The sequence below is a fragment of the Promicromonospora sp. AC04 genome (assembly GCF_003058225.1).
GTDB lineage: Bacteria > Actinomycetota > Actinomycetes > Actinomycetales > Cellulomonadaceae > Promicromonospora.
In genome coordinates this window covers 56,502-76,318 of the sequence record NZ_QBUG01000013.1, presented here as the reverse complement: position 1 = coordinate 76,318, position 19,817 = coordinate 56,502, and the positions used below count along the sequence as shown (strand labels likewise).

Here is a 19,817-nt window from a genome sequence, read left to right as displayed (position 1 = left end):
GACCAGGAGGAGCAGATGAGCAACCCCGTCTTTTCGAGAAGCGACGTCTTCGGTGAGCCCCGTCGCACCGGTGCCAACGGTGCACGCCGCGGCGGCACCGCCACCTACCCCAACCAGACTCCCGCATATGGCACTCCGCCGCAGCCTGGCCAGTACGGTCAGTACGGCGCCGCGGGACAGCAGGCGATGGATGCATCGCAGCTCGACGCGATGTACACCTCGCCGTCCGCCACCACGGCGGACACCAAGCGACTGACCTACGACGACGTGATCATCAAGACCGGTGGGCTGCTCGCCCTCCTGGTCGTGGTGGCCGCGGCGACGTGGACGCTGGTGCCGCCGGCCATGCTGAGCATGGTCATGATCGTGGGCCTGATCGGCGGACTCGTCCTCGGCCTGGTCAACGCGTTCAAGCGGAACCCGAGCCCGGCGCTCATCGTGGCCTACACGGTGTTCGAGGGCGCATTCCTCGGCGCGATCTCGCTCGTGTACAACACCCTGTACGAGGGCGTCGTGCTGCAGGCAGTGCTCGGCACGGTCTCCGTGTTCGCGGTGAGCCTGTTCCTGTTCAAGAGCGGCCGTGTCCGCGTGACGCCCAAGTTCACGCGCTGGCTGATGTTCGCCATGATCGGCTATGCGCTGTTCTCGCTGATCAACCTCGTCCTGATGCTGACGGGCGTGCTCGGTGACTTCGGCATGCGCTCGTGGGGCGGTGGCATCGTCGGGATCGTCGTCGGCCTCATCGCCGTCGGCCTCGCGGCTGCGTCGCTGATCGTGGACTTCGACTCCATCAAGCGGGGCGTCGAGGCGGGCGTGCCCGCCAAGATGGCATGGGCTGCGGCCTTCGGCCTGATGGTGACCCTGATCTGGCTGTACCTGGAGCTGCTGCGCCTGCTGGCGATCGTCAGTAGCTTCGCCCGCGACTAGCGGGCCGGCTGTCTGACAGAGGCGTGAACCCCGGACGGGGTTCACGCCTCTGTCATGTCTGGCGACTGCAGACCTGGTTGCGGTTCACACGCGACTGCAGACTTGGTTGCGGCTGGAGACCGTCCAACCGCAACCAAGTCTGCACTCGTCAAGTCGCGGCGGAGTCTGCAGTCGGCAGAGGGTGGGGCCGGAGAGTGGCCGCGATCAGGGTGCAGGCCGCCGCTACCAGGAAGCCGTGCGTGATGCGGAGCTCCGGCCCGCCGAAGAACTGCGGGAGCACAAGCACCAGGCCGATCGCCAGCGGGATGCCGGCCCACCGCGGCCGTGCGCCGGAGCGCCACAGCGCGACAGCGACGAGCACCCCGGACGCCGCCAGCAGGAGCAGCCCGGCGCCGAACAGGGTCATGGCCCACGGCTGCAGACGCAGCACCTCGATCTCGGCGAGCAGGCCGAGGTCGCTCTCCCGCAGCGCCGCCTCCGCGATGGTGCGGATGCCGAAGATCTCCGCGCCGAAGTAGAGGGCCGCGCACCCGGCACCCACCCAGGCGGTGACGAGCGCCCAGGTCGCGGCGCCGACACCGGCACCACGGCCGGCACCGGCCCCGCCGTCGTCGGCGAGAACCGCCCGCAGGCCCAGCAGCGCGGGGGCGAGGAGGCCGAGGCCGAGGATCCCGCACAGGTGCGCCAGGACCCAGCGGTCGGAGGCGAACGCGGTGGCGAGGCCGGTGGTGGCGACCGTCTCGTCGGGCCACGGCCGCAGCAGCGGGAAGAGAAGGAAGGCGAGGCCGGCCGCGACGAAGGCGGCACTGGTCCAGCGGGCGGTGGTCATCGGTGGCTCCCAGGGGTGTCGTGTTCCAGCAGAGCGTTGGGGGTGCCGAGCGCCGCGACGCCCGCGACGAGCATGTCCAGCAGCACGGCGAAGCTCTGGTCGACGTCCTCCCGCATCCGGAAGCCCCCGCCGAGCTCGAGCATCACGAAGCCGTGGACGCCGGCCCGGACGGCCCGGACGGCGTCGATCACCCGGTCGTCCGGGAGGCCGAAGCCTCGCAGCACGGCGACGACCACCTGGACGCCCTCGGCCGCCGCGTCCCGCTGCCGGGCGTCGGCCGGGTCCTCCGGGTCCGGGCCGATCTGCGTGGCCGCGTACCGCCCGGGGTGCTCGCGGGCGTAGCTGCGCCAGGCATTCGCCAGCGCGTGGAGGGCGTCGGCGCCGGCTCGGCCGACGGTCGCCGCGGTGCTGGCGGCCGTGACCTCCCGGATGGCGAGCACCGCTACCTCGCGCCGCAGGTCGGCGAGCGAGCCCACGTGCTTGTAGAGGCTCGGGGCCGCGACGCCGGCCTTCGCTGCGACCTTCGCCAGACTCAGCTCGGCGAACCCGCGCGACCCGCCGTCGTCGACCACCTGGAGGGCCAGGCGCACCACGGCGTCGTGGGACAGGCCGGCCCTAGGCACGCGGGCCGCCGTCCTGCGCCGAGGCGGCCGGGCCGCCGTCCTGCGGCCGGGCGGCTGTGCCGGCTGTGCCGGCCGCGTCGGCCGCGCCGGGCCTGGCCGGGGTGCCCGGGAGCCCCGCGAGGAAGTCGAGCACGGCCGGCACGACGACGTCGGGCGCCTGGTGCTGCGGGTAGTGGCCCACCTCGGGGACGAGGACGCCGCGCGCGCCCAGCGTGTCCGTCATCCAGTCGAGCTCCGCCGCGGGGTCGGAGAAGTCGGGGTCGAGCGCGCCGACCACGACGAGTGCCGGGGCCGCCACCGCGGGCAGCCGGGGCTCGACGACCGAGTGGTCGAGCGCCACGGCGAGGTCGCGGAAGGAGCGCAGGCGCCCCGGCTCGCGCATGCTCCGCCGGATCGCGGCGACGTGCTCGGCGTGCCGGGGCGAGCGGCGGCCCTTGGTGATCGACGAGTAGTAGGACGCCCAGAACGCGGCGCCCCACGGCCGGGCGAGCAGGACGCGGTAGACGGCCGGCATCACCCGCTGCATGGCCGATGACCCGGGCTGGCGCAGGAACGGGCTGAGCAGGACGAGCCCGCGCACGAGGTCCGGACGCTCGGCGGCGGCCCACGCGGCGGACGACGCGCCCATCGAGTTGCCGAGCAGCACCGCCGGGCCGGCGTCGAGGTGCTCGACGAGCGCGAGGAGATCCGTGCCGGTGGCTTCGTCGCCGTGCGTGCGGAACGTGGTGTCGGAGTCCCCGTGGCCGCGCAGGTCCGTGACGACGACGCGGTAGCCCGCCTCGACGAGCGCCGGGGCGAGGTCGTCGTAGGTGGACCGGAGGTCGCCCATGCCGGGCACGGCGACCACGAGCGGGCCGGAGCCCGAGTCGGTGTAGGCGATGTCGCCCTCGGGTCGCGGCAGGAGGGCGACCGGTTTGCTCTGGCTGGTTGTCATAGCCATAAAGCTACGCCCATTAGCCAAGGCGGGCAAGAGGCTCCGGAAAAAAGTTGAGTGCGGGATCCCCGCCCCTGCCGGCCGGGGCCGGCGGAGCGAGGATCCCGCACTCAACGGGGCAGGTCACATCGGGCGGGGCGCCCCGAAGTAGCCCTTCTCCGCCTCGCCGGTCTCCGCCTTGATCACGTGCATCACGGCGTTGATCAGGGCCAGGTGCGTGAACGCCTGCGGGAAGTTCCCCAGGTGCCTGCCGCTGCCCGGGTCGATCTCCTCGGCGTAGAGGTCGAGCGACGACGCGTAGCCGAGCAGCCGCTCGCACAGCGCCCGGGCCCGCTCGACCTCGCCGATCTCGACCAGCGCGGACACGAGCCAGAACGAGCAGATGGTGAAGGAGCCCTCCTCGCCGCGCAGGCCGTCGTCGGTCTCGTCCGTGCGGTACCGCAGCACCAGGCCGTCCTCGGTGAGCTCGTCCGCGATCGCCAGCACGGTAGCCCGGACCCGCTCGTCGTCCGGCGGCAGGAACCGCAGCAGCGGCACGAGCAGCAGCGACGCGTCGAGCGCCGGGTCGCCGTAGCGCTGCGTGAAGACGCCGCGCTCGTCCACGCCCTTGGTGCAGATGTCGTTGAAGATCTCGTCGGCGATCTTCTGCCACGCCTGGGCGTAGTCGGGCTCGTCGTACAGCCGGGCGAGCTTGGCGCCCCGGTCCATCGCCACCCAGCACATGAGCTTGGAGCTGGTGAAGTGCTGCGGCTCGCCGCGCACCTCCCAGATGCCCCGGTCCGGCTCGTGCCAGTGCTTCGCGGCCTCCTCGACCTGCCGCTTGAGGATGGGCCACAGCGACTCGGGCAGCTGGTCGCGCGACTTGGCGTGCAGCCACACGGAGTCGAGCACCGCGCCCCACACGTCGTGCTGGCGCTGGTCGTACGCGGCGTTGCCGACCCGGACGGGCTGCGCGCCCTCGTAGCCCGAGAGGTGCGGCAGCTCGAACTCCTCCAGCGTCTCCTCGCCGCCCACCCCGTACATGATCTGGAGCTGCCTGTTGTCGCGGCAGACGTCCTGGATGAACGCGAAGAAGTCGTTGGCCTCGCGCTCCAGGCCCAGGGTGTACAGCCCCCAGAGCGCGAACGTCGAGTCGCGGATCCACGCGTACCGGTAGTCCCAGTTGCGCTCCCCGCCCGGGGTCTCGGGCAGGGACGTGGTCGCCGCGGCGATCAGCGCGCCCGTGGGGGAGTAGGTCAGCCCCTTCAGGGTGAGCGCGGACCGCTGCAGGTAGACGCGCCACGGGTGGTCGGGGAACTGGCCCTGCGTGATCCAGTCGCGCCAGAACCGCTCGGTGCGCCACATCGCGTCGAGCGCTTCCTTGTAGCTGGTGGGCGGGTTCTGCGAGCCCCAGGACATCGCGACGAAGTGCTCGGCGCCCTGGGCCATCCGGGTGCGCGCCGTGGCCCGCTTGCCCTCCAGCCCGAACCGCAGGCTGGAGCGCAGGTGCAGGTCCGGGGTGGCGTCGCCGATGTGGGCCACAACTGCGGAGTACCCGCTGTTCTCGTACTCCCAGTCGACGTCGGACCGCGCGTAGTCCGGGCGCGGCTCGCACTCGACCTCGAGGTCCACCGTGCCCGACACGCACTTGATGGTGCGCAGCAGGATGTGCTCGGCGTCGTCGTCGGTGGGGGTGCGGCGGTGCGTGCCGGAGCGCGACTCGAGGTCGTGCCACGGGCCCATCAGCATGGCGTCGCGCACCACGAGCCAGCCGGTCTCGGTCTGCCACGTGGTCTCGAGGATGAGCGTGCCGGGCAGGTAGCGGCGCGCAACGGGCACGCGCACGCCGTGCGGCCCCACCCGGAAGTGGCCGGCTCCCCGGTCGAGGATCTTGGCGAAGATGCTTGGCGAGTCGGGGCGGGGCACGCACATCCACTCCACGCTGCCCGACGGCGCGATCAGCGCGTTGGCCTCGCAGTCCGACAGGAACCCGTACTCGCCGATGTGCGGAAACTTGCTGCGTCCGTCCCACACGTGCGGGAAGGCGCCGTCGCTCGACGTGTGTCCCGTTGCCGGGCCGGGGTCCGCGGGCTTCGCCGGCGTCTTGCGGCGCCGAGGGGACGTGCCGGATGTCGTGGGGGCGTCGGCGTCGGCCCCCAGCGACTCAATCGATTCGAGCGTCATGGGGATCAAGGGTTCCGCACGTCCCTCGCGCGTGGCAAGCCGGATCGGTGTGACGCGCAGAACCTGTTCTCGTGCCGACCGGAACAACTTCTCGGACCGTGTCGATCTGGGCGTTCCCCGTTCGACCTGAGAGTGTGAAGGCCCCATCAGGGACCTCCGAACCAGGGGAGAAGGAACCATGACGAAGTACATGCTGATCATGCGCTCGACGGACGAGACGATGGCTGTCTACGAGAACATGGACTTCGAGAAGATCATGAACGACATGGGCAAGTTCAACGAGGACATGGTCCAGGCGGGCGTGCTCGTCGCCGGCGAAGGCCTTACCGACGCGACCGAGACCGTCGTCGTCGACTACTCGTCCGAGACACCCGTCGTGACCGACGGTCCGTACGGTGAGACCAAGGAGCTGTTCAACGGCTTCTGGATCGTCGACGTCGCCTCCAAGGAGGAGGCGATCGAGTGGGCCAAGCGCGCGCCGCTGGCCGGGCCGGGCAGCAAGCTGGAGATCCGCCGCGTCCAGCAGATGGACGACTTCCCGCAGGACAACGAGCACGTCCAGAAGGAACGCGCATGGCGCGAGTCGACCGGCCAGCTCTGAATCACTCACGGTTCCGAAGCAGAACCGGGGCGAGGCAGAACTCGCCCCGGTTCGGTTTCGCCCCGGTTCTCGACGAGGAAGGACCGCGATGAGCGAGGACGCCGCACGGCGGGCCGTCGAGGCGGTCTGGCGGATCGAGTCGGCACGCATCGTGGGCGCGCTCACCCGCTACACCCGCGACTTCGAGCTCGCCGAGGACGTGGCCCAGGAGGCGCTCGCCGCGGCGCTCGTCTCCTGGCCGCGCGACGGCACGCCGCGCGATCCCGCGGGATGGCTCATCGCGACGGCCCGGCGCCGGGCGATCGACGCCTACCGGCGTCGGGCAGGGCGGGACGAGCGGTACGCAGCGCTCGCGCACGGCCTGGCCGAGGGCGAGACGACGTCGGGCGCCCCGGGCGCGCCGCCGCCGTCCGGCACCGGCATCGTCGCAGGTGACCCGGGTTCTGAGCCCGGGATGTTCGACCCGGACCGGATCGACGACGACGTGCTCGCCCTCATGTTCGTGTCCTGCCACCCCGTGCTGTCCAGGGAGGCGCGGATCGCCCTGACGCTGCGCGTCGTGGGCGGCCTGACCAGCGAGGAGATCGCCCGCGCCTTCCTCGTGCCCGTCGCGACGGTGCAGGCACGCATCACCCGCGCGAAGAAGACGATCGCCGCGGCGCAGGTCCCGTTCGAGGTGCCCGACGGCGCAGACCGTGCCGCCCGGCTCTCGTCGGTGCGGGGTGTGCTGTACGTGATCTTCACGGAGGGCTCGTCGGCGACGTCGGGCGACGACTGGATCCGGCACGGCCTCGCCCGCGAGGCCGTGCGCCTGTCCCGCGTGCTGACCCGGCTCGCGCCCGAGCCGGAGACGTTCGGCCTGCTCGCGCTGCTGGAGCTGACGGCGGCGCGGTTCCCGGCCCGGGTGGGGCCGTCGGGGGAGCCGATCCTCCTGGAGGACCAGGACCGGCGCCGCTGGGACCGGGCGGCGATCATCCGGGGCCGCGCGGCGCTGCGGCGGGCCGTCGGACCGGCGGGCATGGGCGCCTACGCCCTGCAGGCGGCGATCGCCGAGCGCCACGCGGTGGCGCACTCGGTGCCGGAGACCGACTGGGAGCGGATAGTGGTGCTCTACGAGGCGCTCGGCCGCCTCGCGCCGTCGCCCGTGGTGGAGCTGAACCGGGCGGTGGCGGTGGCGATGGCGCACGGGCCCGACCTCGGCCTGCGGGTGGTGGACGGGCTGGTCGACCGGGGCGTGCTCACCGACTCGCACCTGTTGCCCGGTGTGCGCGGCGAGCTGCTGGCGCGCCTGGGCCGCACGGCCGAGGCCCGAGGCGAGTACCTACGCGCGGCCGAGCTGTGCGGCAACGCAGCCGAACGCTCGGTCCTGGAGCGCAAGGCCGCCGCCCTCGCCTGACCGTTGAGTGCTGGACAGCTGTCCTCTCGAACCGTCTCGAGAGGACAGCACTCAACGGGCGGGACGGAGGTGGAGGGTGGCTACCAGGACGCCCGTCAGGCACAGGGTGCCGCCGATCAGGGCGATCGGCGTCGGGACCTCGCCCAGGAGGGCCCAGGACATGAGCACTGCCAGCGGCGCGGCGGCGTAGGTCGCGGCGCCGAGCTGGCCCGCCGTCGTGCGGGTGAGGGCGAAGCCCCAGGTGACGAACGCGATGGCGGTGGGGAACACGCCCAGGTAGGCCACGCTCAGGGTGGCCGACGTCGGCGCGGCGGCGAGCTCGGCCAGGAGCGGCGGCGCGAACGGGAGCAACGCGACCACGCCGGCCAGGCAGCCGAGCCAGGTCATGGTCAGCGAGTCGACCTTCGGCAGCAGGCGCTTCTGCAGGATCGTGCTCCCGGCGTAGATGACGGCGGCGGCCAGCCCGAGCGCGACGCTGATCGCGTCGGAGGCGCCGCTCGACGTGGCCAGGGCGATCCCGGCGACGCCCGTGAACGCGATGCCGATGCCCAGCAGGAGCCGCGCGGGGAAACCCTCGCCGAGCGAGATCCCGGCGAACACCGCGATGAGGATGGGCGCGAGCCCGACCAGGAGGGACGCGGTGCCGGCGTCGAGGGTGCGCTCGGCAGTGTTGAGGGCGAGGTTGTACAGCCCGAACCAGAGGACGCCCCAGACGACGATGCCCGCCAGGGTCCGGCCGCGCGGCAGCCGGAGCTTGCCGGCCAGGCCGGCGATGAGGGTGAGCGCCAGGGCCCCGACGAACATCCGGCCCAGGGCGAGGGGGCCGGGGGAGAAGTCCTGGCCGGCGGCCCGGATACCGATGAACGCGGACGCCCAGAGCACGACGGTCACCGCTGCGGCCGCCGGGACGAGGAAGCGGTTCGTGGCCGGCGGGGTGATCGTGGCGGTCAGGGTCATGTCCGGAACACTGCCCGGCCCGAGAGGCGAGGTCTGGCGGCTTTCGGCCGTGGCGTTGGTCATGGTGCGATCCTCGCCCGAACCACTGTGAAGCACTAGCGATTGTTTCTACATCTGGATTCAGTCTCGCTGTACAGTGGGTGCATGCTCGACGTCCACCGCCTCCGCGTCTTCCGCTCCGTCGTCGCCTCCGGATCCATCGGTGCCGCTGCGGCGAATCTCGGCTACACGCCGTCCGCCGTCAGCCAGCACGTCTCCGCGCTCCAGCGGGAGACCGGGCTCAAGCTCCTGGCGCGCCATGGCCGCGGCATCCGGCCCACCGCCGCGGGGCGTGCGCTGGCCGTGCAGGCCGACGGCGTGCTCGAGCGGCTCGGCGAGGCGGAGTCCATGGTCGCCGACCTGCGCGCCGGCCGCACCGGCTCGCTCTCCGTGGCCTACTTCGCCTCGGTCGGCTCGGCCTGGCTGCCCGACGTCGTCCGCACCATCACCACGCAGTTTCCCGGGGTGCGGCTGGACCTGCAGCTGGCCGAGAACATCCCGGACAAGGCCGAGGACCGGGCCGACCTGCAGGTGGTCGTGGCCGACACGGAGTTCACCGCCGGGAGCGGCTTCACCGCGTACCACCTCGTCGACGACCCGTACGTCGCGATCCTGCCGCGGAGCCACCGGTTCGCCGACCGGGACGAGATCGAGCTCGCCGAGCTCGCCGACGAGTCCTGGGTCGACAACGACTTCGCGCGCGGCTGGTGCCGCCGCAACCTCCTGGAGGCGTGCACAGCGGCGGGGTTCAGCCCCACGTTCCACGTGGAGGCGCACGACTACCCGACGGCTGTCGCGTTCGTGGAGGCGGGGATCGGCATGACCGTGCTGCCCGAGCTCGGCGCCGTCCAGCTGCCGCCGGGTGCCGTCGCCGTGCCCGTGGTGCGCCCCACCCCGGTGCGCTCGATCTACGCGGTGCTGCAGGACGCCGTCGCGCACACCCCGCCCGCGATCGCGGCCCTGGAGGCGCTGCGACAGGTCGCCGCCGCTTCGCGGGCAGCCGTGGTGGCCGCATAGGGTGGGTCGGTACCGGCGCCGGGAGCATCCGGCGTCACCCCGATCGAGAGGTTATCCTCGTGACCACGCTTCCTACCGCCTCCGGCACCTTCGGTGACAAGCCGGAGCTGACGTTCCCCGAGGGTGAAGCACCCTCCGGCCTGCAGGTGCAGGTGCTCGCCGAGGGCAACGGTCCGGTCGTCGAGTCCGGGCGCACCATCGTGGTGAACTACCTGGGCCAGACCTGGGGCGGCCACGTCTTCGACAACTCCTACGACCGCGGCACCACCATCGACTTCCCGATCGGCGTCGGCGCCGTCATCGGTGGCTGGGACAAGGGCATGGTGGGCCAGAACGTCGGCTCGCGCCTGCTGCTCTCGATCCCGCCGGAGCACGGCTACGGTTCGCGCGGCGTGCCGCAGGCCGGCATCGGCGGCGGCGACACCCTGGTCTTCGTGGTGGACGTCGTCGACGTCAAGTGACCTGACCTGAACCGCTGAGTGCGGGGTTGTTCGTCGGCCAGCGACTGCTCGGCCGACGAACAACCCCGCACTCAGCGGTTTGCGGCTTACGGGTAGGTGACCACCTGGGACCGCTGCGTGCCCTGCTGGACCGCGCCACCGGTGTTGTTGATGACGTGGTTGATGCCGCCCGAGCCGTTGAGGAAGATGGCGGTCATCGACCGGAACGACACGCCCGGCGTGCTCGGCGCCTGGATGCCGGACTCCAGGCGGATGTCCTGGCCCTGGTTGAAGAACGAGTAGGTACCCGTTCCGACGGCGGAGTGGTTCTGCACGTCGTCGGCCACCCGGTAGGCGGCGTAGCCGAGGCGGCCGCCGTCGTTCCACGCGGCCTGGTTGGGCACGTCGTAGGGCAGCTCGTTCTGGTAGAAGAGCGTCTGGCCGTCCTCGCCGTTCCAGATGGTCTGCTCCTCCTGGTAGTGCTCCACGAACAGGCCGGTGGCGGTGACCCGGTCACCGTTGACGACGACGCCGTGGGCGCCGGTGTTGACGTCCCAGCCGATGCCGTTGCCGTGGTCGCCGCGCCAGGCCCAGATGTGGTCAAGGAGGGTGTCGGGGCTGTTCACCTCGATGGAGGTGACTGCCTTGCCCGCCCAGGGGCCGCCCACGCGGACGAAGACGTCGGTCAGCGTGGTCGGGTCGGCGGCGTCGGACGCGGTAGCGCCCTCCGGGCCGACCTTGATGAGCGTCTGCGACTCGGGGACGTTGGCGTCGGCGGTGATGCCGGCGATCTTGACGCCCGCCACGTCGCCCACCTCGACGACGGAGTTGCCTGCCGTCGGGGTCAGCGAGGCGTAGCCCAGGCCGAGCACCACCGTGTCGGCGCGGTCGATCCTCAGGGGCGCGTCGAGCTCGTACACGCCGGGGGTCAGGATGAGATTCTTGCCGCCGGCCAGCGCCGCGTTGATCGACGCGGCGTCGTCGGAACCCTCCTTGGCGACGTAGAAGTCGGAGATCCCGATCGACTGACCGGCGTCCGGTCCGGTGGACCAGTCGGTGCCGCTGCTGCCGGTCTTCGCGTTCGGGACGAACACGGCGAGCTCACCGGTGCCGTCCCGGTACAGGAACGGGGCCTCGCGGCTGACCGGCGTGGAGCCGATCGTCGTCGTGACGCCCACTCCTTCACCTACCGGCTGGCCGAAGTTGGTGGCGGGCGCGCCCGTCACGCCCGAGAACACCATGTTCCACACTCCGCCGTCCCAGCCGCCCACCTCGGAGTTGCGGGTGAACCACTGCTGCTGCGAGCCGGACACGATGGTGCCGGAGACCCGCGAGTTGGCGAGGTAGCCGCCGGAGGCGAACTCGCCGTACCGGCCGAAGATCGTCAGGTTGCCCTGGATGTCCATGCGGCGCATGGGCGCCGCCTGCGAGACGGCGAACCGCATCTGGTGCGGTTCCGTCACGCCCGCGGGGTACGGCAGCGCCGCGTCCTCGCCGATCGGACGCTGGATCGGGTTGATCCCCATGTTGGAGATCGACCGCCAGAAGCGGGTCAGTGAGCCCGGGTCGGCGCACGCCCAAGGCTCGTTGGGGCAGCCGACCACGGGTTCCACGTGCAGCGCGCCGTTGATGTGGACGTCGTCAGGCTGGGCGCCGAGGCCCGCTATCGACTCGTAGTAGCCCACGTGGGCGTTGACGATGCCGGTCGCCGTGGCCGGGTCGTCCTGGCCCGCGGCGCTCCCGTACGTGCCGGGCTCGAAGTAGACCTGGTGCCGGTCGAGGCTGAACTCCGCCTCGTCGTTCACGGTCTCGAGGAACTGGTTGATCCGATCGACGGACCAGGTCTCGTCGATGAACGTGACGTTGGGCCCGAAGTCCGGGTCGGCGGCTGCCTTCTTCGGCTTGTGCGCCTTCGGTTTGTGCGCCTCGGGCTTGGTCGGCTTCGTCGCGGAGGCCTTTGCCATGGTCCTGCCCTCGTTGGCGGCGGTCGGCGTGGCGGTGGCCGGCAGGGCCGTGACCGCGGCTCCCGCGGCGAGCGATGCGGCGACCGCCGCCACGGCGGCGCCGCGCAGGGTGGTGCGAAGTGTCCTCATCGACAGTTCCTTCGAGCTCGGGGCAGGCCGGCAGGACCGGGCATGCTGCCGTGCGGATGCGCCCGGGTGAACGCTCAGCCAGGCTAACGGCGGGTCTATGACACGTCGTTAAGTACTTTCCGCAGACTCCGGGTCACGGTGAACTTGGGACTCTGGGCCACGTGCTCCGTCGGCCCGACGGCGCGCTCCAGCGCGCGGCGGTAGTGCAGCCCCGTGTTGAAGACGGTCCAGAGCTCGCCACCGTCGCGCAGGATGCGGCCCGCGGTGGCGAACATGCGGTGCGCCGCGTCCGTGCTCAGCGCGGCGCGGTCGTGGAACGGCGGGTTGAGCATCACCAGGTCGGCCGAACCGTCGGGGAGCGGGAGCGAGTCCCCGGCGTCGCCCCGCACGACGGTGGCCCGGACGCCGTTCGCGGCGAGCGTCGCCCCGGCCGAGGCGCAGGCGGCGGCGCTCCGGTCCGTTGCGAGCACGTGGGCGCCGGGGAAGCGCAGCGCCAGGACGGTGGCGAGGATCCCGGTGCCGCACCCGAGGTCGACGGCGACGGGGCGTCCGTCCAGGTGGTCCGGGTCAGGCCTCGGGGTCACTGGTGTGGCCGGGGCCGCCGACAGGTCGGGCCAGCGGTGGGCCTGCGCCAGGAGGAAGCGCGTGCCCAGGTCGAGAGCGGCACCGGCGAAGGCGGCCCCGTGCGCGACGACGGCCAGGCCCGCGGGGTTGGCGAGGCCGGGCGGCGCGAGCGCCCCCAGGATCTCCGGGTCGGTGAGCCGGGCCGTGACGGGGTAGGTGAGCGGCCCGACGTCGGCCCGCGGCTCCCGCGCGATCAGCAGCCGCGACTTCTGCCGCGCGAGCGACGCGCTGACCTGCACGAACGACGCGCCGAGCACGCCGTTCATCGCGTGCGTCATGTGCTTGACCCGGCCGCCGGCGAGCAGCGTCACCGCCGGGTCGGCGTACCGGGCGACGTGCTCGGCGATCTCGGTCAGCTCCGCCAGCGACGTCGGCAGCTGGAGCAGCACGAGCCGTGCGCCCTGGAGCAGCCGGGGCTCGAGCCGGTCGTACCCGGTCCACCCGGGCCCGGCCGGCTCGTGCGGGACCGGTGCGCTCGCGGCGGTTCGCTCGTGCCCTGCCCGCAGGGTCCGGGACGCGCGCGAGGAGTTGGCGGAGAGCGCTGCCTCGGCCGTGATCGCGTCCTGGTGCACCCGGACGTCGCGGGCGCCGAGCGCAAGGGCGCCCAGGGTGAGCGCGCCGAACCGGTCGCCGATCACCACCACCCCGTCCCGGTCCTGCCGGATCAGCGCGGCCGCCTCGTCGAGCAGGAGCCTGTCGGTCGCGTCGACGGCGACGGGGCCGTCGGCGCGTGCGCCGTCCTCGGGGTAGGGGAGCAGCCGGGCGAGGACGGCGTCGGCCTCGGGGCTCACCGCGCGGAGCGGGCCTTCTTCTCCGCAGCCTTGCGGGCCTCCTCGACGCGCTCCTCCTCGGCACGCACCTGTGCGGCGATCTCGCGCTCCTGAGCCAGCCACGCCGGCGGGTCCTCGCGCAGCTCGTTGATCTGCTCGGTGGTCAGCGGGTCGGTGATGCCGCCGCGGGCCAGGCCGGCGATCGAGATGCCGAGGCGTCCCGCCACGACCGGGCGCGGGTGCGGGCCGTTGCGGCGCAGCTCGGCCAGCCACTCGGGCGGGTTCGTCTCCAGCTCCTCGAGCTCCGCGCGCGTCATCGGGGTGTCCTGGAACTCCTGCGGTGTTGCGGGCAGGTAGACGCCGAGTCGCTTGGCGGCGTTGGACGGCTTGAACCGCTGCGAGGCGAAGGAGGAATTCATGTTCCCAGGGTATCGGCGTGCGCCCGCGGCGCTCTCCATGGCGGGCGTGATCCTCGCCGCTCGCGCTCGGCGCTGTCGGGATCGTCGCCCACGGACTATCGGGATCGTTGCCCACGGACTATCGGGATCGTCGCCCACGGGACTGGACCGGTAGGAGTGGTGGGACTGGCTGGTGGGAACTGGACCGGCAGCAGCTCCGATATGAGCTCGGAGGGACGGACCCGGTGCCGAGTGCAGAGTTAGCAACCGAGCCGGCTCACGACTGCAGAGCTTGTTCCGGTTACGGCCCCTCAAACCGCAACCAAGTCTGCACTCGCCAACGAGGGCCGCGTTGAAGTCTGCAGTCGTCGGGGGCAGCCTGCCGGACGGCGTGGCGTGGCCGGCCGACTCCATTCGGCAGAAAGTCCTCAACAGGCTCCGGCCCGGTTCACGGCGGCACAACGCTTCGAGCGCGACCACAGCCTCAGTTGTCCACAGGGGTGAGCCGCCCGGCCTTCTCCACCAGCGTCGATCACGTTCTGATCCGTGTGTGAGGCATCCCGAGACAATCCCCGACGAGATCTGGACCCTTGCGGCGCGCCAGGAGGAGCTGGTGAGTATCTCCCAGTGCGCCGCCGCCGGACTCAGCAAGCATGCGGTGGCGCGGCTGGTCCGTTCTGGGGCCTGGACCAGGGTCACCCGCGGGGTCTACGACACCTGCCCGGTCCCCGTCCAGGAGCGGATCCGCGCCGACTTTCACGACCATGTCCGCCGTCGGGCAGCGTGGATCGGGCTACTTGCCTACCCCGACGGCGTTGCGACCGGGGGATGTGCGCTGGCGTTGCTAGGGGTGGGCGGCTTGCCATCGGAGCTGGATCCGGAGGTTTCGCGACCGGCCTGGATGGATGCCGGGGTGCGGCCCGGAACGGTCCTTCGCCGGTACGGCACCTTTCCGGTGGTGCAGCATGGCGGGCGCGATGTCGCAGAGCTCGTGCACGCCTTGGCCCAAGGGCTGCTGACGCTGCCCCGCGACCACGCCGTGGCGTCGATCTGCGACGCCCTGCGAGAGGACCGCATCTGCGCAGCAGACCTCGGACGAGTCCGGATGCTGATCCACGGGCGGCGCGGGGTCGTCGCGGTGCGACCTTGGCTCGACCTCGTGACCGGTCGGGACGCCTCGCCGGCTGAGACGTTCGCCCGGTTGTCGTTCGTCGACCACGGGGTCCCACCCGACGGGCAGCAGGTCGCCTTCTGGTCGGGCGGCAAGTTGCTCGGGCGGGTTGACTTCGCCTGGATCCTCCCCGACGGGCGCTATGTCGTGGTCGAGATCGACGGCCGCGAGTTCCACTCCGGGAACGAGATGCTCGCGGACGATGCGACCCGCCAGAACGGGCTCGTGGGCACCGACCGCGTGATCGTCCTGCGATTCCCCGCGCCCCGGAACAGCTCTCACGGCGATATCGGTCTTCAGGTGGCGGAACGGCTCCACTGGCTCGGCTGGTTGCCCGGCACAAGCATCGGCCCGGTGGTGCACCTCGACGGGTAACGGCAGCGGGATGCCGCCGATCGCAGACTTGGTCGCGGGCCACCAGCGCCAGTGCAGACCTTGTAGCGGTTAGGACCCCTCAAACCGCAACCAGGTCTGCAGTCGTCAACGAGGGGCGCAACCAAGACTGCGGTCAGCGGTTGATCGTGCTGGCGGAGCTGATGGGGCTTCCGTCTTGGGCGGGTGTTCGGCGTGGGTCCGGAGTCGGTGCGTGAGCACGGCCCGTAGCCTTGGCACGTGAGCCAGCCCCTACCCGACGTCGGTCCGCCCGCACCGGACGGCGAGCCTGCCGACCGCCCGCCTGACGTCGGACCGCCCGCACCGGACGGCGAGCATGCCGACCGACCGCCCGCCGAGGACGAGGTGCCGGCCGAGGACGTGGCCGGCCCGGTGCCGGCCGAGGACGTGGCCGGCCCGGTGCCGGACGAGGACGACGATCGCCCGCGCTTCCGCCTGGCCTACGTGCCGGGCGCGACGCCGGGGAAGTGGGCGAGCGTGTGGCACGAGCGGCTGCCCGATGTATATCTCGAGCTGGTGCAGGTCGATGCGGCCGCCATCGAGCAGGCGCTGGAGGCCGGCGACGCCGACGCCGCGATCGGCCGCCTCCCCGTGGACAAGGACGTGTTCTCCGCGATCCCGCTCTACGAGGAGACGTCGGTGGTGTGCTTCTCGCGGGACCACCTCCTCGCCGCCCTCGCCGACGACGAGACCGTGTCCAGCGCCGATATCGCAGGGGACCCCGTCTGGGTCCCCGCCGACGACGTCCTCTTCGCCACCCACCCGGTCCCGGGCACCGTGCCGGCCGACCCGGACGGGCACCCACTGGACCGGGTCCCGACCACTGCCGACGCCGTCGCGACCGTCGCGGCGAACGTAGGGGTCGCGGTGCTGCCGATGTCGCTCGCGCGCCTGCACCGTCGTAAGGACGTGACCTACCGCCCGCTAGTGGACGGGCCGACGGCGCCCGTGGGTCTGGTCTGGTCCATCGACCGCACCACCGACCTGGTCGAGGAGCTCATCGGCATCGTCCGTGGGCGCACGGTCAACAGCTCACGCGGTCGGGGTGGCCCGTCGTCCCGGCAGGCTCAGGACGCGTCCGAGGGCAGATCTGCTGGAAAAACGGCAAGAACCGGGGTGAAGAACTCGGCGAAGGGCGGGTCCTCAGGGGCCAAGGGGCGCTCCGGAGCGGGACGCGGCGGTGCCAAGGCTGGCGGTCGCGGGGGTGTTCAGCGGGGTAAGGCTGCACGTCCGGCGTCGAACAGGAAGAAAAAGGGCAAAGGATAGTAGGGCGGGATACAAGTCCCTGTAAGGCATTTTGCTGGAATGACCGGTTGTTGGTGATCTGCGCCATAGTCGCTACGATCCGGGAGTCGTGCTCGACGCCGGGCACGGGACGACCCCCCCGTTTCGTAAGGAGCGCCCAGTGCGCAAGATGACCGTCTTGGGAGCTTCCGCGCTCCTCGTCGCCGGCCTCGTGGCCTCCCCCGCCGCCGCGTTCGCCGCTCCCGTGTCTACCGACTCCGAGGACTACCTGGAGAACGTCCAGGTCTGCGCGGGTTACGACTCCGGCAAGATCGACACGACGGGCGACCCCGAAGAGGTCACCCTCAAGGCCCCCGAGGGCCAGCTCATCACCGGCTACTGCGTCAAGGCCGGCTCCGCGAAGCAGGGCGAGGATGTGGGCGGCGCTTACTTCGTCGAGCTCGACGAGCCCGTCGCCGAGTTGACCATCGACTACCCGTGGGGCGGCGGCCGCGCCATCAGCCACTACTCGTTCGAGTGTGGCGAGGACACGCCCGAGGAGCCGACGCCGTCGCCGTCCGTGCCGAGCGTCGAGCCCAGCGTCGAGCCGAGCGTCGAGCCGAGCAGCGCCGCGCCGTCGGAGCCCGCCGTGGCGCCGTCCGACGACACGGCCGAGCCGACGGCCGACGAGTCGGCCGAGGCGTCCGCCGCCCCGGTCGACGGGGAGGAGCCCGAGGTGCTCGCCGCGACCGGTGCCAGCACTGTGATCGGCTTCACGCTCATCGCGCTGGCCCTTGTGGGCGGCGGCGTGACCCTGATCGTGCTCCGGCGCAAGGGTGCACTCGGTAGCTGACGGGCGCCCTGCGCCGAGGTAGAGCCAGAACGGGTCAGACCCTCAGGCCACTCCGGTGGCCTGAGGGTCTGACCCGTTCTCGGGCGTTCTCGCCCCGGTGCTACCCCGGTGCTACCTCGCTGTGGTTCTGCTGCGCCTGGTGCTACCTCGACGGGGTGGCCGTGACCTGGATGATCAGCGCCTGCATCGGCCACAGCGTTGGCAGCTGCAGCCCGACGCCGGTCAGCACCGACCCCGGCACGTCGATCGGGTCCTTGCCCAGCCAGCCCGGGGTGATCCCGCCCAGCCACTTGGCGGAGCCCACCTCGTCGCGGACCTGCACGCTGTATCGCCGGGCGGGGTCGAGACCGTCGAGCCGCACCCGCTCGGTCAGCGCGTCCTGCGGCGCGGCGACCGTCGCGACGGTCCACATCCCCGTGGTCCGGTCGGGGGACACGAAGCCCGTGACCCGCAGCGCTGGGTCCACGGTGTCGGCGTGCACCACGGTGCCGGTGTGCACGAGGGACCTGAGCTCCTTGTAGAGCGCGGCGTACGCCGCGACGGCGACGAGCTCGTCGTCGGTGCAGGTCAGCAGGTCCCACTCGAACCCGGCGTGCCCCTGCAGCGCCGTGGCCACCCGGAACGAGAGGTCGGTCGTCCGACCCGACGAGTGCGCCGGCGACGGCCCCACGTGGGCCCCGATCAGTTCCGGCGGCAGCACGAGCGACGTCCACCGCTGGATGTCCTGGCGTTCCACGGGGTCGTTGGAGTCGGAGGCCCACACCCGGTCGGTGAGCTCCAGGATCCCGAGGTCGGTACGTGCGCCGCCCGAGGAGCACGACTCGATCTCCAGCCCCGGGTGGTCCGCCTTGAGCCGCGCGATCAGTGCGTACGCGGCGAGGGTCTGCACGTGGGTGCCCGGCCGCGCGATGCCGTCCGGCCCCACGTGGACGGGCTCGGTGAGGTCGCGGTTGTGGTCCCACTTGATGAAGTCGATCCCCAGCTCCGTCACCAGGGCCGAGATCTGGGAGCGCACGTGCTCCCACGCCTCGGGGATCGCGAGGTCCAGCACGTACTGCGTGCGGAACGACAGCCCGTCGGGCGACGGTACGGCGGCCGGGTTCGACAGGATCCAGCCCGGGTGGGCGCGGGCCAGGTCGGAGTCGAGGTTGACCATCTCGGGCTCGAACCACAGCCCGAACTCCATCCCCAGCTCGTGGACCAGGCCGGCGAGCGGGCCCAGGCCCTCGGGCCAGACGTCGTGGTCGACCACCCAGTCGCCCAGCCCGGTCGTGTCGTCGCGCCGGGAGTGGAACCAGCCGTCGTCGAGCACGAAGCGTTCCACGCCAACCGCGGCGGCGCGCCGCGCCAGCCGCTCCAGCTTGCGCGGGGAGTGGTCGAAGTACACGGCCTCCCACGTGTTCAGCACGAGCGGCCGTGGGCTCGTCACGTGCTGCGGGCGCGCCCGCAGCCAGGTGTGGAACCGGTCCGCGACGCCGTCCAGGCCCGCCGGCGACCACGCGAAGTACGCCACCGGCGTGCGGTACGTCTCGCCCGGTGCAAGCCGGACCTCGCCCGGTCGCACCAGCTCGCCCGCCCCGAGGAGCGTGGTGTGCTCGGTGAGGTGGTCCACGCGGTGCGTCACGTCGGCGCTCCACCCCAGGTGGGTGGCCCACGCCTCGCCGGTCCGGTTGCGTGGCACGCCCGACGTCGCCACGGTCACCCAGGGCGCGTCGTGTCCCGACCGCCCGCGGCGGGTCTGGCGGGCCGTGCTGCCACCCGGCATGGCAGTGGTGACCGGGGCCTTCTCGCGGGACCAGCGGCCGGTGAACTGGGTGAGATGGTCTGCCGACCTCGGCACCGGCAGCGTCGCCTCGAGCCAGTGCACGTCCACCGGGCCTGTGCCGTCGTTGGTGAGCTCGTGCCACAGCAGGACCAGCCCGCCCGCGCCGATCTCCAGGTGCGACCGCAGCGTGAGCCCCAGGTCCGTGTCCCGGGCCGTGATCAGCAGGTCGGCGGTATCACGCTCCGCCTCCGTGACCGTCCAGCGAGGGTAGAGCGAGATGCCGTCCGCCGCCACGAGCAGGCCGGGACGGCCCGCCCAGCCGTCCGACTCCTGCGGCAGCAGCGAGGGCCGCCACGCCGCGTCGAGCGTGCCGGGCGCGGTCTGCCTGCTCGTCACCGAGTCGAGGCCCTGCAGGTCGGCGGGCGAGAGCTCGCCCAGGTCGGGGCCCCAGTGGAGCACCAGCGGCAGGCCCAGTTCTGGGTGAGCCACAACGACGGCGACGCCGTCGCGCCGCAGTACCGACCAGCTGGAAACCTCGTCAAGACTGTTCATCGTGTTGTCCCTCCGCCCCTAGACCACACCGTACGCGCGGTCACTGAC

17 protein-coding genes are annotated in these 19,817 nt (G+C 71.9%); 8 read left to right on the top strand and 9 right to left on the bottom strand.

Translation table 11 applies throughout. The annotated features are described in order from the left end of the window. Nucleotides 1-15 precede the first annotated feature (15 nt). Entirely contained in the window at nucleotides 16-927 is a 912-nt protein-coding gene (locus C8K30_RS26740; protein ID WP_108495945.1) for a Bax inhibitor-1/YccA family protein, read from the top strand. 148 nt (nucleotides 928-1,075) lie between these two features. Here C8K30_RS26740 and C8K30_RS26735 read toward each other — a convergent pair whose 3' ends face one another. The 4 genes from C8K30_RS26735 to C8K30_RS26720 all read right to left on the bottom strand — a co-directional run bounded on the left by C8K30_RS26735 (nucleotide 1,076) and on the right by C8K30_RS26720 (nucleotide 5,476). Further along, nucleotides 1,076-1,756 (bottom strand): hypothetical protein, encoded by a 681-nt coding sequence (locus tag C8K30_RS26735; protein ID WP_108495944.1) that lies wholly within the window; start codon nucleotides 1,754-1,756, stop codon nucleotides 1,076-1,078. After that, nucleotides 1,753-2,379, bottom strand: coding sequence for a TetR/AcrR family transcriptional regulator (locus tag C8K30_RS26730; RefSeq protein WP_108495943.1), 627 nt, complete (start codon nucleotides 2,377-2,379; stop codon nucleotides 1,753-1,755). The genes C8K30_RS26735 and C8K30_RS26730 overlap by 4 nt, the downstream gene beginning before the upstream one ends. Further along, nucleotides 2,372-3,313 (bottom strand): alpha/beta fold hydrolase, encoded by a 942-nt coding sequence (locus C8K30_RS26725; RefSeq protein WP_108495942.1) that lies wholly within the window; start codon nucleotides 3,311-3,313, stop codon nucleotides 2,372-2,374. Before C8K30_RS26725 ends, C8K30_RS26730 begins: the two co-directional genes overlap by 8 nt. A 123-nt stretch (nucleotides 3,314-3,436) precedes the next feature. After that, nucleotides 3,437-5,476, bottom strand: a complete 2,040-nt coding sequence (locus C8K30_RS26720) for a glycoside hydrolase family 15 protein (RefSeq protein WP_108495941.1) — start codon at nucleotides 5,474-5,476, stop codon at nucleotides 3,437-3,439. Nucleotides 5,477-5,654: 178 nt separating this feature from the next. Between C8K30_RS26720 and C8K30_RS26715 the strand changes: the two genes are divergently transcribed. Continuing rightward, a complete protein-coding gene (locus tag C8K30_RS26715) occupies nucleotides 5,655-6,077 on the top strand; it encodes a YciI family protein (RefSeq protein ID WP_108495940.1) in 423 nt (140 codons plus the stop codon). An 88-nt stretch (nucleotides 6,078-6,165) separates the two neighbouring features. Next, nucleotides 6,166-7,473, top strand: coding sequence for an RNA polymerase sigma factor (locus C8K30_RS26710; RefSeq protein ID WP_108495939.1), 1,308 nt, complete (start codon nucleotides 6,166-6,168; stop codon nucleotides 7,471-7,473). Nucleotides 7,474-7,524: 51 nt separating this feature from the next. Here C8K30_RS26710 and C8K30_RS26705 read toward each other — a convergent pair whose 3' ends face one another. Further along, nucleotides 7,525-8,493, bottom strand: a complete 969-nt coding sequence (locus tag C8K30_RS26705) for a DMT family transporter (RefSeq protein ID WP_233257495.1) — start codon at nucleotides 8,491-8,493, stop codon at nucleotides 7,525-7,527. A gap of 81 nt (nucleotides 8,494-8,574) precedes the next feature. Between C8K30_RS26705 and C8K30_RS26700 the strand changes: the two genes are divergently transcribed. Beyond that, on the top strand, nucleotides 8,575-9,486 hold the full coding sequence (locus C8K30_RS26700) for a LysR substrate-binding domain-containing protein (RefSeq protein WP_108495938.1): 912 nt from the start codon (nucleotides 8,575-8,577) through the stop codon (nucleotides 9,484-9,486). A gap of 59 nt (nucleotides 9,487-9,545) precedes the next feature. Beyond that, a complete protein-coding gene (locus C8K30_RS26695) occupies nucleotides 9,546-9,947 on the top strand; it encodes an FKBP-type peptidyl-prolyl cis-trans isomerase (RefSeq protein ID WP_199230722.1) in 402 nt (133 codons plus the stop codon). Nucleotides 9,948-10,033: 86 nt separating this feature from the next. Here C8K30_RS26695 and C8K30_RS26690 read toward each other — a convergent pair whose 3' ends face one another. The 3 genes from C8K30_RS26690 to C8K30_RS26680 all read right to left on the bottom strand — a co-directional run bounded on the left by C8K30_RS26690 (nucleotide 10,034) and on the right by C8K30_RS26680 (nucleotide 13,832). Further along, nucleotides 10,034-12,019, bottom strand: coding sequence for an adenylyl cyclase (locus C8K30_RS26690; protein WP_108495937.1), 1,986 nt, complete (start codon nucleotides 12,017-12,019; stop codon nucleotides 10,034-10,036). A gap of 95 nt (nucleotides 12,020-12,114) precedes the next feature. After that, nucleotides 12,115-13,434 carry a methyltransferase gene (locus C8K30_RS26685; RefSeq protein WP_108495936.1) on the bottom strand — a complete coding sequence of 440 codons (1,320 nt, stop codon included), beginning with the start codon at nucleotides 13,432-13,434 and terminating at the stop codon, nucleotides 12,115-12,117. Further along, the gene (locus C8K30_RS26680; protein ID WP_108495935.1) at nucleotides 13,431-13,832 is read right to left on the bottom strand and encodes a DUF5997 family protein; all 402 of its coding nucleotides are present in this window, start codon (nucleotides 13,830-13,832) and stop codon (nucleotides 13,431-13,433) included. The genes C8K30_RS26685 and C8K30_RS26680 overlap by 4 nt, the downstream gene beginning before the upstream one ends. Before the next feature lie 370 nt (nucleotides 13,833-14,202). Here C8K30_RS26680 and C8K30_RS26675 point away from each other — a divergent pair, with 370 nt between their 5' ends. From C8K30_RS26675 to C8K30_RS26665, 3 genes are all read left to right on the top strand, one after another. Then, complete coding sequence (locus C8K30_RS26675; RefSeq protein ID WP_369941371.1) at nucleotides 14,203-15,357, top strand: type IV toxin-antitoxin system AbiEi family antitoxin domain-containing protein; 1,155 nt, start codon at nucleotides 14,203-14,205, stop codon at nucleotides 15,355-15,357. Nucleotides 15,358-15,594: 237 nt separating this feature from the next. Continuing rightward, nucleotides 15,595-16,641 carry a LysR substrate-binding domain-containing protein gene (locus C8K30_RS26670; protein WP_108495933.1) on the top strand — a complete coding sequence of 349 codons (1,047 nt, stop codon included), beginning with the start codon at nucleotides 15,595-15,597 and terminating at the stop codon, nucleotides 16,639-16,641. 139 nt (nucleotides 16,642-16,780) lie between these two features. Further along, on the top strand, nucleotides 16,781-17,452 hold the full coding sequence (locus C8K30_RS26665) for an LPXTG cell wall anchor domain-containing protein (protein ID WP_108495932.1): 672 nt from the start codon (nucleotides 16,781-16,783) through the stop codon (nucleotides 17,450-17,452). Between the two features lie 142 nt (nucleotides 17,453-17,594). Here C8K30_RS26665 and C8K30_RS26660 read toward each other — a convergent pair whose 3' ends face one another. Next, on the bottom strand, nucleotides 17,595-19,769 hold the full coding sequence (locus C8K30_RS26660) for an alpha-galactosidase (RefSeq protein ID WP_108495931.1): 2,175 nt from the start codon (nucleotides 19,767-19,769) through the stop codon (nucleotides 17,595-17,597). Nucleotides 19,770-19,817 lie beyond the last annotated feature (48 nt).

Excerpts from the sequence above, each read along its gene's own strand:
- C8K30_RS26725 (WP_108495942.1), bottom strand. The coding sequence starts at position 3,313 with ATGACAACCAGCCAGAGCAAACCGGTCGCCCTCCTGCCGCGACCCGAG.
- C8K30_RS26660 (WP_108495931.1), bottom strand. The coding sequence starts at position 19,769 with ATGAACAGTCTTGACGAGGTTTCCAGCTGGTCGGTACTGCGGCGCGAC.
- C8K30_RS26720 (WP_108495941.1), bottom strand. The coding sequence starts at position 5,476 with ATGACGCTCGAATCGATTGAGTCGCTGGGGGCCGACGCCGACGCCCCC.
- C8K30_RS26715 (WP_108495940.1), top strand. The coding sequence starts at position 5,655 with ATGACGAAGTACATGCTGATCATGCGCTCGACGGACGAGACGATGGCT.
- C8K30_RS26740 (WP_108495945.1), top strand. The coding sequence starts at position 16 with ATGAGCAACCCCGTCTTTTCGAGAAGCGACGTCTTCGGTGAGCCCCGT.
- C8K30_RS26680 (WP_108495935.1), bottom strand. The coding sequence starts at position 13,832 with ATGAATTCCTCCTTCGCCTCGCAGCGGTTCAAGCCGTCCAACGCCGCC.
- C8K30_RS26705 (WP_233257495.1), bottom strand. The coding sequence starts at position 8,493 with ATGACCAACGCCACGGCCGAAAGCCGCCAGACCTCGCCTCTCGGGCCG.
- C8K30_RS26710 (WP_108495939.1), top strand. The coding sequence starts at position 6,166 with ATGAGCGAGGACGCCGCACGGCGGGCCGTCGAGGCGGTCTGGCGGATC.
- C8K30_RS26690 (WP_108495937.1), bottom strand. The coding sequence starts at position 12,019 with ATGAGGACACTTCGCACCACCCTGCGCGGCGCCGCCGTGGCGGCGGTC.
- C8K30_RS26735 (WP_108495944.1), bottom strand. The coding sequence starts at position 1,756 with ATGACCACCGCCCGCTGGACCAGTGCCGCCTTCGTCGCGGCCGGCCTC.
- C8K30_RS26700 (WP_108495938.1), top strand. The coding sequence starts at position 8,575 with ATGCTCGACGTCCACCGCCTCCGCGTCTTCCGCTCCGTCGTCGCCTCC.